This is a genomic window from Flavobacterium oncorhynchi, from assembly GCF_002217355.1.
In the GTDB taxonomy this organism is placed as follows: domain Bacteria; phylum Bacteroidota; class Bacteroidia; order Flavobacteriales; family Flavobacteriaceae; genus Flavobacterium; species Flavobacterium oncorhynchi.
Map to the genome: position 1 here is coordinate 67,981 of NZ_MUHA01000004.1, position 13,102 is coordinate 81,082.

11 protein-coding genes are annotated in these 13,102 nt (G+C 32.6%); 5 read left to right on the forward strand and 6 right to left on the reverse strand.

Annotation, left to right across the window (positions count from 1 at the left end; translation table 11 throughout):
• Window positions 1–71: 71 nt before the first annotated feature.
• From B0A75_RS02880 to tsaD, 5 genes are all read right to left on the reverse strand, one after another.
• Window positions 72–1,022 carry a zinc metalloprotease gene (locus B0A75_RS02880; RefSeq protein WP_089052792.1) on the reverse strand — a complete coding sequence of 317 codons (951 nt, stop codon included), beginning with the start codon at window positions 1,020–1,022 and terminating at the stop codon, window positions 72–74.
• Window positions 1,023–1,180: 158 nt separating this feature from the next.
• Window positions 1,181–1,675: a TrmH family RNA methyltransferase gene (locus B0A75_RS02885; protein ID WP_089052793.1), complete on the reverse strand. Its 495-nt coding sequence runs from the start codon at window positions 1,673–1,675 to the stop codon at window positions 1,181–1,183.
• Window positions 1,676–1,685: 10 nt separating this feature from the next.
• Window positions 1,686–2,324 (reverse strand): DUF4159 domain-containing protein, encoded by a 639-nt coding sequence (locus B0A75_RS02890; RefSeq protein WP_089052794.1) that lies wholly within the window; start codon window positions 2,322–2,324, stop codon window positions 1,686–1,688.
• A 153-nt stretch (window positions 2,325–2,477) separates the two neighbouring features.
• A complete protein-coding gene (locus B0A75_RS02895) occupies window positions 2,478–3,185 on the reverse strand; it encodes a 16S rRNA (uracil(1498)-N(3))-methyltransferase (protein ID WP_089052795.1) in 708 nt (235 codons plus the stop codon).
• Between the two features lie 3 nt (window positions 3,186–3,188).
• Entirely contained in the window at window positions 3,189–4,211 is a 1,023-nt protein-coding gene (gene tsaD, locus B0A75_RS02900; protein ID WP_089052796.1) for a tRNA (adenosine(37)-N6)-threonylcarbamoyltransferase complex transferase subunit TsaD, read from the reverse strand.
• Between the two features lie 207 nt (window positions 4,212–4,418).
• Here tsaD and B0A75_RS02905 point away from each other — a divergent pair, with 207 nt between their 5' ends.
• The 5 genes from B0A75_RS02905 to B0A75_RS02925 all read left to right on the forward strand — a co-directional run bounded on the left by B0A75_RS02905 (window position 4,419) and on the right by B0A75_RS02925 (window position 12,685).
• On the forward strand, window positions 4,419–8,924 hold the full coding sequence (locus tag B0A75_RS02905) for a translocation/assembly module TamB domain-containing protein (RefSeq protein WP_244284335.1): 4,506 nt from the start codon (window positions 4,419–4,421) through the stop codon (window positions 8,922–8,924).
• A gap of 306 nt (window positions 8,925–9,230) precedes the next feature.
• A complete protein-coding gene (pfkA, locus tag B0A75_RS02910; RefSeq protein WP_089052798.1) occupies window positions 9,231–10,217 on the forward strand; it encodes a 6-phosphofructokinase in 987 nt (328 codons plus the stop codon).
• A 97-nt stretch (window positions 10,218–10,314) separates the two neighbouring features.
• Window positions 10,315–11,319, forward strand: coding sequence for a type I glyceraldehyde-3-phosphate dehydrogenase (gap, locus tag B0A75_RS02915; protein ID WP_089052799.1), 1,005 nt, complete (start codon window positions 10,315–10,317; stop codon window positions 11,317–11,319).
• Between the two features lie 129 nt (window positions 11,320–11,448).
• A complete protein-coding gene (locus B0A75_RS02920) occupies window positions 11,449–12,300 on the forward strand; it encodes an N-acetylglucosamine kinase (protein ID WP_089052800.1) in 852 nt (283 codons plus the stop codon).
• A 10-nt stretch (window positions 12,301–12,310) separates the two neighbouring features.
• Window positions 12,311–12,685, forward strand: coding sequence for a methylglyoxal synthase (locus tag B0A75_RS02925; protein ID WP_089052850.1), 375 nt, complete (start codon window positions 12,311–12,313; stop codon window positions 12,683–12,685).
• Here B0A75_RS02925 and B0A75_RS02930 read toward each other — a convergent pair.
• The gene (locus B0A75_RS02930; protein ID WP_089052801.1) at window positions 12,666–13,046 is read right to left on the reverse strand and encodes a Rid family detoxifying hydrolase; all 381 of its coding nucleotides are present in this window, start codon (window positions 13,044–13,046) and stop codon (window positions 12,666–12,668) included. The two genes, B0A75_RS02925 and B0A75_RS02930, sit on opposite strands and share 20 nt — an antisense overlap.
• Window positions 13,047–13,102 lie beyond the last annotated feature (56 nt).

Below are 13,102 nucleotides of genomic sequence, written 5' to 3' on the forward strand. Positions count from 1 at the left end.
AAATTTTGGATAAACAAAAAAAAGCAAGATGATGACATCTCGCTTTTTGTTTTGTAAATATGTTGTTTGTTTTAGATTCCAAAGGCCGCTCTTGGTCCTCCCGAAAGGAAAATAGCAGCCATTCTGCTTTTTTGTCCTTCTGAAAACATATACATGGCATTATCATCAACATAATCCATATAATTCATTGTCATTTCTACAGGAGTTCCTGTGCATGTGCTGTAATGCGGATATGCTGGAACACCATAGTTTGCAGTATTGTGTGTTGGTGTATCGGTTACTAAATCACTTCCACAGCTTGCATCTCCCCAAATATGGCGTAAATTCATCCAATGACCCACTTCGTGAGTTCCGGTTCTGCCAAGGTTAAATGGTGCATTTGCCGCTCCGGATAAACCAAAATATCTAGAATCAATTACAACTCCGTCAGTTGCCGCAGCACCGCCGGGAAATTGTGCATAACCCAAAATTCCGCCTCCAATTGCGCAAGACCATAAATTAAGTTTTGTGGTTGGAGAAGTTGGTGCAATACCGCCTTGAGCCGTTTTTTTCATAGCGTCATTTGTACCCCAAGAAGTTTTGGTTGTTGATTTTCTGATTACTTGATCTAAAACAAATGTAATTCCTATATTGGCTTTAACTCCTGAAAATAAAGCAGGAACATTTCCGTAGTCAGAATTTTGTGCATTAAAATCTTTGTTTAAAACATCGATTTGTGTTTGAATTTGTGCATTCGAAATATTCTGTGCTGCGGTTTTGTACAATACATTCACAACAACAGGAATTTCGATTTTGCCATTCACTAAACGATTTGTAAGTAATTTTTGACTGGTAAAGGCTTCAATTTCATTCATCCTAATGGCTAACATAGGATCTGCCTTTAATTGAGCGTCTAAAACTTCCTGAGAAGCACAAGCACGACGAGTTACGGCACTTGTATCTGAATTTGAGGATTCAGTTTGGTCGTTTTGACATGAAAACAGCACTAATGCTGTGATTGCGGTAATAATAACTTTTTTCATAATACTTGGGGTTTTTGTTATAAAAAATTAAATTTGGTTATTTATGTCGCAATTTTATAACAAAATGATGTTTTGACCAAAAAAATATAACAATTTTTTTGTCAGAATTTTACAAGCCCTTGTATAGTCTAGTTCTTACAAAAATGTTAAATATTTTTTTATGAAGTAAATTCGTATAAAGCTATACTTGCTGCTTGCACAACATTCATACTGCTGTTCTTTCCAAACATATTTATGTGCACAATTTGATGTGAAATTTTTAAAAGCTCATCAGAAATACCGTTAATTTCATTGCCGATAATAAGTGCAATTTTTTGGTTTTCAGGAATTTGAACTTCTTTTAAAGGTTTGCTGGTACTTGTGATTTCAAGTGAGATAATCTCGAAATTGTTTTCTTTTAGAAAAGTGATTAGGTCAGAAGTTTCTTCAATAATAGTATGGGGTACGTGAAGATGTGTGCTGCGTGAGGTTTTGTTTATTTTTCTTGGAGTTAAAGGAATATCCTTGCCTAAGAAAATAATGTTCTCAACTCCCAGAGCTTCACCAATTCTAAAAAGTGAACCAATATTTTGCTGAAAATAAATATGATCGCAAACCAAAGTTATTGGAAAAGTTTTTCTTTCAAATTGGTTTTCTTCGTGAGTAAGCTGCACTTTTTAGTCTTTAATTGGTAAAAATATAGTTGATGATATTTGCGCCCATTTTTAGCGCTTTATCTCGAACATTTGCGGGATCATTATGTACTTCTGCATCTTCCCATCCGTCACCTAAATCGCATTCGTAAGTGTATAATAAAACTAATTTATTTTCGACGAAAATTCCAAAAGCCTGTGCGCGAGTTCCGTCATGTTCATGAATTTTTGGAAGACCGTTTGGAAAAGGATAAGGTTTTTGAAAAATTGGATGATTGGCAGGAATTTCGATTAAATCATTATTTGGAAATATCTTTTTTATTTCCTTTCGAATATATTGATCCATTCCATAATTGTCATCAATATGTAAAAAACCTCCAGCAGTTAAGTAATTTCTAAGATTAGTAACATCAGAATCGCTCAAAACTACATTTCCATGACCAGTCATATGAACAAATGGATACGAAAGCAAATCAGGATTACTAGGTTCAACCGTTGATGGTTTTGCTTTTATTCTAGTATTAATGTTCGCATTGCAAAATCGTATTAAGTTTGGAAGCGATGTTGGATTTGCATACCAATCGCCGCCGCCGCTGTATTTAAGCAAAGCAATTTCTTGAGAGAAAGAAGAGAAAGAAAAAAGTAATATTAAGTAGAATATTTTTTTCATAATAGCAAATTATCGTATGATTTTCCTTTACTTACATGGCTTTTTGTCATTTCGACGAAGGAGAAATCTCCATAAGAAGCTCCATAACTATAAACCAATCTTTGTCGAGTTACTCGCGAAGATTTCTCCTTCGTCGAAATGACAAGATAACGGTTAGACTTCATTAAAAAATACAACACTATGACAAGCTACAACGGCAGCAGTTTCAGTTCGTAATCGAGTATTTCCTAAAGTTACCGGTTGAAAGTTATTTTCAATAGCCAATGCAATTTCCTTATCCGAAAAATCGCCTTCAGGACCAATTAATAAAGTTACATCTTCGTTTGGTTTTAAGGCATCTTTCAAAGATCTTTTGTCTGTTTCCTCACAATGCGCGATGAATTGCAAACCTTTATTTTTTTGTTTAAGGAATTCTTTAAAAGAAACAGCATCATTTAGTTTTGGAAGAAAAGTTTCATTTGACTGCTTCATAGCCGATAAAATGATTTTTTCAAAACGCTCTAAGTTGATAACTTTTCGTTCAGAACGATCGCATATAATTGGCGTAATTTCCTGAATTCCAATTTCGGTGGCTTTTTCTAAAAACCATTCAAAACGATCATTCATTTTAGTTGGCGCAACAGCTAAATGTAAGCGGAATTTTGGTTCTGGAGATTTTTTTATAGAAAGTACTTCAACAATACATTTATTATCAGAAGCTAAAGTTATTTCGGTTTCAAACAATAAACCCGAACCGTTTGTAACATGAAGAATATCCGAATCTTTCTTGCGTAAAACTTTTATAATATGTTTGCTTTCTTCTTTATCAAAAGAAAAACTTTTTGTTGTTTCGTCTATATCAGGATTGTAAAATAACTGCATAATTTAAAATTGAATTCTCGCTTTTGAAACCACCGCAGAAGTTTCAAAACGTTTTGATAAGTATTTTTGATAACCTACAATTCCAATCATTGCAGCATTATCTGTGGTATATTCAAATTTTGGAACAAAAGTTTTCCAGCCGTATTTACTTTCACTTTCTTTAAGTCTGGTTCTAATACCTGAGTTTGCCGAAACACCTCCGCCAATTGCAATTTGTTTAATTCCTGTTTCTTTGACAGCAAGTTTTAATTTGTCCATCAAAATTTCAATAATGGTATATTGTATTGAAGCACAAATATCATTAAGATTCTCTTCGATAAAATTTGGATTTTCAAGTTTATTCTTTTGAATAAAATATAAAATTGCCGTTTTTAATCCTGAGAAACTAAAATCTAATCCCGGAACTTTTGGTTTGGTAAATGCAAATGCTTTTGGATTTCCTTCTTTGGCATATTTATCAATTAAAGGCCCGCCAGGATAAGGAAGACCAAGAATTTTGGCACTTTTATCAAAAGCTTCACCAACAGCATCATCAGTTGTTTCTCCGATAATTTCCATATCAAAAAAGCCGTTTACTTTTACAATTTGAGTATGCCCGCCGCTGATTGTTAAAGCTAGAAATGGAAATTCTGGTTTATCAAAACCTTCTTCGTCTATAAAATGCGCCAAAATATGGGCATGCATATGGTTTACAGCAATTAACGGAATTTTTAACGCTAATGCTAACGATTTACTGAAAGAACTTCCAACCAATAATGATCCCATTAAGCCTGGGCCTTGTGTAAAAGCGATCGCAGTTAGCTGTTCTTTTTGTACATTTGCCTTACGAAGTGCAGCATCAATTACAGGCACAATATTTTGCTGATGCGCCCTCGAAGCTAACTCAGGAACAACACCGCCGTATTGGTTGTGAATTAACTGGTTCGCTACAACATTTGAGAGTACTTTGTCGTTATGTAAAACTGCGGCCGCAGTATCGTCGCATGAACTTTCGATGGCAAGAATAAAAACCTCTGGATTTTGCATATAAAGGCACAAATTTTGAATTATATTTGACAAATCAAATTTTCAATTTTCTTTGATTGTAAGGAGAAGCCAAAATTAAAGAATTTTTATCAAAACAGTCGTCCTTTGTCTGTTCAAAATAAATTAATACAAAAACAATAATAAAAAGCAGTTATCAAACGAATTAAGAAAATAGTATCCAGAACCCTGATTGGCTTAATTTTACTTTTGCTGGTACTTGCTATCACATTGTCGCTGCCTGTTGTACAAACAAAAATCGCACGATATATAACTGAAACTCTGAATACTGATTTTAAAACAAATATCAGTGTAGAGAAAACAGCAATCAATATTTTTGGCGGAGTAAAACTTAAAAAGGTCCTGATTTTAGATCATCATAAAAAGACTTTAATCTATTCTGATCTTATTACTACAGATATTTTAAGCATTAAAAGATTGCTTGACGGCGATTTAATTTTTGGAGATCTTCGTTTAACGGGTTTGATTTTTAATTTGAAAACCTATAAAAATGAAAATGAAAACAATATTAATAAGTTTATTAAATTGTTTGAAACGGGAAAAAAAACACCGAAATCTGATAAGCATTTTCTCTTAACAGCTCGAAATGCTTATATCACCAATGGTAATTTTTCGGTTATTGATGAAAATAAAAATACACCAAGATTCCTGGATTTTAAAAAGCTGAATGCTTATATCAGTGATTTTAAGTTGTATGGTCCTGATGTAAATACCACTATTCATAGATTTTCCTTTTTAGATCATCGAGGTTTATATGTTTCAAACTTTGCGGGTAAATTTAGTTATACCAAAAAACAAATAAAAGTTGAAAATTTAGCCATAAAAACAAAAAGGTCATGGATTTATGGAAAAGCAATTTTAAATTATAAAATTACCGATTTTCTTGATTTTACAGATAAAGTTCAGTTTGATGTAGCTTTGGATTCGTCTTCGATTGCTTCAAACGATATTCGTTATTTTTATGACGGACTTGGAAAAAATCAGCATTTTAGAGTTAGAACTAAAATAAAAGGGCCTTTAAATAATCTGAATTTAAATCATCTTAGACTTAGCGATTCTAATGGATCTAAAATTTTTGGAAATATTAATTTTAGAAATCTGTTAGGAAGCAAGACGCAAAAGTTTTCTATGAACGGAAAGTTCGATAAATTAATTTCAAGTTACGATAATCTAGTAGTTATACTTCCTGAGATTTTGGGTAAAAAACTGCCAAAAGAACTTAAAAAAATTGGTAAGTTCAATATTGTCGGGAAAGCCAAAGTTTCGACTACAGATTTAGAAGCTGCTTTTAAAATGGCAACAGATCTTGGTAATGGTGTTGTCGATCTGCATATGAATAATATGGATTTTATCGACAAAGCATCTTACTCAGGGAATATTGTACTAGATAATTTTAATGTAGGTGCATTATTAGACCGAAAAGATATTGGTAAAACAACATTAAATATTGATGTTGATGGTGTAGGTTTTACAGAGAAATATTTAAATACTAAGATAAAAGGTGATATTGCAAAACTAGATTACAATAAGTACACCTATAATAATATAGTGGTAAACGGGAATTTTAAATTGCCATATTATAAAGGACAGGTTTCTGTAAACGACCCAAATTTAAGTTTGACTTTTGACGGTATGGTCGATTTAAGCAAACGTGAGAGTAAATATGATTTTCATATAAATGTAGAGAATGCCGATTTAAGAAAACTTAGGTTTGTAGACGATTCTATTTCTCATTTTCAAGGAGATGCCGTTGTCGAAGTTACAGGAAATTCAATTGAGAATCTTCAGGGGAATATTTTTATCAAAGATGCTGTTTATCAAAATCCAAAATCGACTTATATTTTTGATGAAGTTACTATAAATTCTGGCTTTGATGAAAATAAGCTTCGTACTATAACAATTAATTCTACCGACGTTGTTGATGGAGAAATAGTAGGTAAATTTCGTTTCGATCAGTTAGATAAATTGGTTATGAATTCCGTAGGAAGTTTATATACCAATTACAAGCCTTATAAAGTAAACAAAGGACAGTTTTTACGCTTTAATTTTCATGTATATAATAAGGTAGTTGAAATGCTGTATCCGGAAATGAAAATTGACTCGAGTACAGTTGTTCGTGGTAAAATTGATGCTGATCAAAATGAGTTTAAATTTAAGTTTAATTCGCAGCAAATTACAGCGGCCAAAAATACTTTTGATAATATAAGAGTCAGCGTTGATAATAAAAATGCACTTTATAATGCTTTCGTAGAACTAGACAGCATTAAAACGCCTTATTATAAAATACGCGACTTTAATTTAATTAACGTTACTGCAAAAGACACTTTGTTTGTAAGGTCTGAGTTTAAAGGAGGAGAAAAAGGAGAGGATTACTTTAATCTAGATTTGTTTCATACCATTGATAAAAACAAGAATAACATTGTTGGGATTAAGAAATCTGAAATGAAGTTCAAAGATTATCTATGGTATTTAAATGAAAATTCAGAAAAAGACAATCAGATCATTTTTGATCAGTTTTTCAAGAATTTTACCTTTGACAATATAGTTTTGTCGCATGAAGATCAAAAAATTGATTTAAATGGGGTGATAAAAGGCAAAGACTATAAAGATCTGGTTCTGAATTTTGAAGATGTTGATATTAATAAGATTACGCCTTTAAATTCGAAGTTTGTATTTAATGGTAATTTGAACGGAAATATAAATTACAAGCAGAATAAAGATGTTTATCAACCCACCGCAACAATTTCGATTGATAAGCTGAATCTAAATGAAATAGATTTAGGGACTTTAAAATTTGATATTGCTGGTGACGAAAGTTTTAGAAAGTTTACCATAAATTCTTCTATTGTAAATGGTTTTGCGGAGTCGTTTAGAGCAAATGGTACTTTTGCTATAGAAAATAAAGAAACTTTTTTAGATTTAAGTTTAAAGTTAGAAGGATTTAACCTCGCGACTTTAGGAAAAGTTGGCGGTGATGTTTTGTCGAATGTACGAGGTACAGTTTCAGGAAATGCAGCAGTAGTTGGAAATTTGAAGAAACCTGAAATCAACGGAAGACTTTATGTCGAAAAAGCAGGAATGACAATTCCGTACTTAAATACCGATTATGAACTTAGTGATCGAACTGTAATTGATTTAACAGATGAGAAATTCTTGTTCAGAAACAATCAATTGACGGACACTAAATTTGGAACAAAAGGATTGCTTAATGGAACAATTGAGCATCATAATTTTGGAGATTGGAAACTAGATTTAACCATAACTTCTAAACGTTTATTGGCGCTGGATACAAAAGACAGCGAAGATGCGGCGTATTTTGGAACAGCTTTTATAAACGGAACTGCAAGTATAAAAGGCCCTGTAGATGGTTTGTTTATTAAAGTAGACGCTAAATCTGAAAAAGGCACCGAAGTCAAAATTCCTATAAACAATTCGCAAAGCGTAGGAGAAAGCAGCTGGATTCATTTTGTGACACCAAAAGAAAAGTACAATTTAGAAAATGGTATTGTCGAAAGAGTAAAAAACTACAACGGATTAGAGTTGGAGTTTGATTTTGATATTACACCAGATGCTGAGGTTGAAGTAATTCTAGATCGAAATTCCGGCCATGGTATGAAAGGGAAAGGTTATGGATCGCTGTTGTTTAAGATTAATACTCTTGGTAAGTTTAATATGTGGGGAGATTTCCAGGCATACGAAGGAACTTATAATTTTAAATACGGCGGTTTAATCGATAAAAAATTCTCTGTTAAAAAAGGAGGATCTATTATTTGGGAAGGAAACCCAATGAAAGCGCAGTTGAATCTTGAAGCGGTTTATAAAACATCAGCAAATCCTGCGGTATTGCTTGATAATACCTCTTCATTTAATAAAAAAGTACCAGTAGAAGTAGTTATTGGTTTAAGAGGAGATTTAGCAAGCCCAGAGCCTAATTTTGATATTCAGTTTCCATCAGTAAGTAACGTGCTAAAATCTGAAATTCAATATAAGTTAGATGATAAAGATATTCGTCAAACACAAGCGCTTTATTTATTGTCTACAGGTTCGTTTATGAGTACAGACGGATTTAGCCAAGGTGATTTATCTGGAACGTTGACAGAAACCGCTTCGAGTTTATTAGGCGGAATTATAAAATCAGACAATGATAAGGTTAATATCGATTTAAATTATATTTCTGCAGATAAAAGGCTGGGGCAAGAAGCTGATGGTCAGTTTGTAGCTAATATATCTTCTCAGATCAACGAAAGAATTACAATTAATGGTAAATTAGGAGTGCCGGTTGGTGGTGTTAATGAATCTGCAATTGTAGGTGATATTGAAATTTTATATCGAGTGAATGATGACGGATCAATGAATCTTCGTTTGTTTAATAAGGAGAATGATATTAATTATATCGGGCAGGGAATTGGTTATACACAAGGAGTTGGTATTTCGTACGAAGTCGATTTTGATACTTTTAGCGAATTAGTAAACAAAATGTTTAAAAATCATAAATTAGAACGAGCCATTAAAAACTCTGATGATTTTCAAGATTCTAATTTAAATCCTGACTTTGTTAATTTTACCAACAAAAAAGAATCAGAGAAGAATAAGAAAGAAGCTGAAAAAGATAAAAAGAAATCTCAAAAAGAAGAAGAGAAAAAAACACAGCCTAAAAATAACAGTGAAGGATTAATTCCTGATAACGATTTTTAGATGATTGTTAAAAAAATGCTATTTCAACCCATTATTTATATAATGGGTTTTTTTATGCGTATTTTAGACAATTAATAATTTTTCAGCTTAATACAGTTTATGTGTTTTTTGTAACACTTCATTTGGCTATTGTTAGTTTTAAAGAATTAATTAAAAAAAGAGAGTTTTATTATTTTAAATGAAATTTTTCCAGTCAAAAAACTTATTAACGAAAACGTTTGAATTTAACATATTTTACTAATTTATAATAAACAGAACCTGAAAAGTGGTGAATGTTTGCTAATTTTACACTTTAATACTTAAATAATGTCAAAAACAATAAAAAAAGTAGGTGTTCTTACCTCAGGAGGAGACTCACCAGGAATGAATGCTGCAATACGATCAGTTGTTCGAACATGTGCTTATCATAATATAGAATGCATAGGAATTTATAGAGGTTATCAAGGAATGATCGAAGGCGATTTTAAAGAAATGGGCCCTCGAAGCGTTAATAATATAGTAAATAAAGGAGGAACGATCTTAAAATCTGCTCGTTCTGTTGATTTTAGAACACCAGAAGGTAGAAAAAAAGCACACGAAAATTTAGTGAAAGCTGGAGTTGATGCTCTAGTTGTTATTGGAGGAGACGGAAGCTTTACCGGAGGTCTAATTTTCAATGCAGAATATGGTTTTCCTGTAATGGGAATTCCTGGTACAATTGATAATGATATTTATGGTACAAGTCATACATTAGGTTATGACACCGCATTAAATACAGTAGTAGATTGTATCGATAAAATTAGAGATACTGCAAGTTCACATAACCGTTTGTTTTTTGTAGAGGTTATGGGTAGAGATGCAGGACATATCGCTCTTAATGCCGGAATTGGTGCTGGTGCTGAGGAAATTCTTATCCCTGAAGAAGATTTAGGTTTAGATAGATTATTAGACTCTCTTCAAAAAAGTAAAGCATCAGGAAAATCATCAAGTATAGTTGTTATTGCTGAGGGAGATAAAATTGGTAAAAACGTTTTTGAATTAAAAGACTACGTTGAAGCTAATTTACCTGAATATGATGTTAGAGTATCTGTTTTAGGACATATGCAGCGTGGTGGTTCACCATCTTGTTTTGATCGTGTACTGGCAAGTCGTCTTGGTGTAAAAGCAGTAGAATCTTTAATTGAAGGAAAATCAAACTACATGGTTGGTCTTAAAGAAGACAAAGTGTCGTTGACTCCGCTGGAACAAGCAATTAAAGGTAAATCTGAGATTGATAGAGAATTATTGAGAGTGTCAGACATCATGTCTACATAATTATATAAGACAAAGTTTAAAAAAAGGAATGAAGTTTATTGTGAGGAAATTAGACTTTAAATTAGTGTAATAAAAACAAAAGCAAAAAATTAGTAAAATGTCAAAAGTAAAATTAGGAATAAACGGATTTGGACGTATCGGAAGAATCGTTTTTAGAGAAACTTTCAATAGAGATAATGTAGAGGTGGTAGCAATCAACGATTTGCTAGATGTAGATCACTTAGCTTACTTATTAAAATATGATTCAGTTCACGGTCGTTTCAACGGAACTGTAGAAGTTAAAGAAGGAAAATTGTACGTAAATGGAAGAAATATCCGTATCACTGCAGAAAGAAACCCAGCTGACTTAAAATGGAATGAAGTTGATGTTGATGTTGTTGCAGAATGTACTGGTATCTTTACAACTATCGAAACTGCAAATGAGCACATCAAAGGTGGTGCTAAAAAAGTAATCATTTCTGCTCCTTCAGCTGATGCTCCAATGTTTGTAATGGGAGTAAACCACGAAACTGCAAAAGCTACTGATTTAGTTGTTTCTAACGCTTCTTGTACTACAAACTGTTTAGCTCCTTTAGCTAAAGTTATTCACGATAATTTCGAAATCGTTGAAGGTTTAATGACTACTGTTCACGCAACTACTTCAACTCAAATGACTGCTGACGGACCTTCTAGAAAAGACTGGAGAGGTGGACGTGCTGCTGCAATTAATATCATTCCTTCTTCTACTGGAGCTGCAAAAGCAGTTGGAAAAGTAATTCCTGCTTTGAATGGAAAATTAACTGGAATGTCTTTCCGTGTTCCTACTGCTGACGTTTCTGTAGTAGATTTAACGGTAAAAGTAGCTAAAGAAACTACTTACGAAGAAATTTTAGCTGTATTGAAAAAAGCTTCTGAAAACGAAATGAAAGGTATTTTAGGATATACTGAAGATGCAGTTGTATCTCAAGATTTCATTTCTGATAAAAGAACTTCGATCGTTGATGCTGGTGCAGGAATCGGATTAAATTCTACTTTCTTCAAATTAGTATCTTGGTATGATAATGAGTACGGATACTCAAGCAAATTGATCGATTTATCTGTACATATTGCAGGTTTAAAATAATATTATATATTTTTGCAGAATCCCGTTATGTCAAAATAACGGGATTTTCTTATTTTGTTTCGTCTTTAATTATTGTAAAAAACACACTTATAGTTTATTGAAGAAAAACTAATCCAAAAACTAAATAAAATGAAATTAATAGTTGATAGTGGATCTACTAAAGCCGATTGGATTGCAATTGATGATAATGGAAAAGTATTATTCACCACACAAACCTTAGGATTAAATCCTGAAATTCTAGACGCTCCGGAAATCATTGAAAGATTAAACGATCGTTTTGATATTTTGCAAAATAAAAAAAATGCAACCCATTTGTTCTTTTACGGAGCTGGCTGTGGAACTGATAGAATGAAAGAAGCTTTAAAGCTGATCTTTCAGGATTATTTCACTAATGCAATTATTGACGTACAAGAAGATACTTATGCTGCCGTTTATGCAACAACACCAAAAGGTGAAGAAGCAATTGTTTCTATCTTAGGAACAGGTTCTAACTGCAGTTATTTTGATGGAAAAGTATTGCATCAAAAAGTGCAGTCATTAGGGTATATCTTAATGGATGACTGCAGTGGAAATGTTTTTGGAAAAGAATTAATTAGAAAGTACTATTTTAATAAAATGCCAAAAGAATTAGCGGTAGAGCTTGAAAAAGAGTACGACGTTGATCCTGATTTTATTAAAAACAAACTATACAAAGAACCAAATCCAAATGCTTATTTGGCAACTTTTGCAAAGTTTTTAATCAAACACAAAGACACAGAATTCTGCAGAAAAATTATTTTCAAAGGAATGAAATCTTTCGTTAAAAACTACATCAAACAGTTTGATAACTGCAAAGAAGTTCCTGTACATTTTGTAGGTTCTATTGCATTTTATCTAAAAGATGAATTACAAGAAACTTTTGATAAATATGAACTTCAATTAGGGAATGTTTTAAGAAGACCAATTGATGGATTAATTGCGTACCATGTTGCTAACCAATAGTTCTGGATTTATGGAAATTGCAATCATTGCTCACGATGGCAAGAAAGCTGATTTGATCGACTTTTTGATTAAAAATAGTGATGTATTACATCATGAGTCAATAAAACTTATTGGAACAGGAACTACTGGAGGAAAAGCCGAAGCTGCGGGATTTAAAACCCAAAGAATGCTTTCTGGACCTTTAGGCGGTGATGCGCAGATTGCGGGCAGAGTAGCGGAAGGAATTACGAAAATGGTTTTCTTTTTTAAAGATCCTTTATCCAGTCATCCGCATGAAGCAGATATTAATATGTTAATTCGCGTTTGCGATGTACATAATGTGCCGCTGGCAACAAACGAAGCAACGGCACAATTATTATTAGATGCTATTGCACTGCGATTATAGAAATCTCAACATTTACATTTTTTGGCAGACATGCCACTTGAACCGTTTCACGTGCTGGAGCGGTTTTTTCGTTAAAATAAGAACCGTAAACAGTATTTATTGCGCCAAAATTGTTCATATCCATAATAAAAATAGTCGCTTTAACTACATTTTCAAAAGTCATATCTGCAGCGTCTAGAATAGCTGCAATATTTTCCATTACTTGTTTCGTTTCATCATTGATGTTGTCAGTTACCAGTTCACCCGATGCTGGATTTATAGCAATTTGTCCAGATGCATAAAGTGTGTTTCCTGATAATACAGCTTGATTGTAAGGTCCAATTGGAGCAGGAGCCTTATCTGTAAAGATTATTTTTTTCATATGTAGATACTTATTTGTTTTTAAACAATTTTGGTATAGTAATTATTAAGATCTTC

Bases quoted from the DNA above. Each gene is read 5' to 3' on its own strand.
- B0A75_RS02880 (WP_089052792.1), bottom strand. From the start codon at position 1,022: ATGAAAAAAGTTATTATTACCGCAATCACAGCATTAGTGCTGTTTTCA.
- B0A75_RS02890 (WP_089052794.1), bottom strand. From the start codon at position 2,324: ATGAAAAAAATATTCTACTTAATATTACTTTTTTCTTTCTCTTCTTTC.
- B0A75_RS02895 (WP_089052795.1), bottom strand. From the start codon at position 3,185: ATGCAGTTATTTTACAATCCTGATATAGACGAAACAACAAAAAGTTTT.
- tsaD (WP_089052796.1), bottom strand. From the start codon at position 4,211: ATGCAAAATCCAGAGGTTTTTATTCTTGCCATCGAAAGTTCATGCGAC.
- pfkA (WP_089052798.1), top strand. From the start codon at position 9,231: ATGTCAAAAACAATAAAAAAAGTAGGTGTTCTTACCTCAGGAGGAGAC.
- gap (WP_089052799.1), top strand. From the start codon at position 10,315: ATGTCAAAAGTAAAATTAGGAATAAACGGATTTGGACGTATCGGAAGA.
- B0A75_RS02920 (WP_089052800.1), top strand. From the start codon at position 11,449: ATGAAATTAATAGTTGATAGTGGATCTACTAAAGCCGATTGGATTGCA.
- B0A75_RS02925 (WP_089052850.1), top strand. From the start codon at position 12,311: ATGGAAATTGCAATCATTGCTCACGATGGCAAGAAAGCTGATTTGATC.
- B0A75_RS02930 (WP_089052801.1), bottom strand. From the start codon at position 13,046: ATGAAAAAAATAATCTTTACAGATAAGGCTCCTGCTCCAATTGGACCT.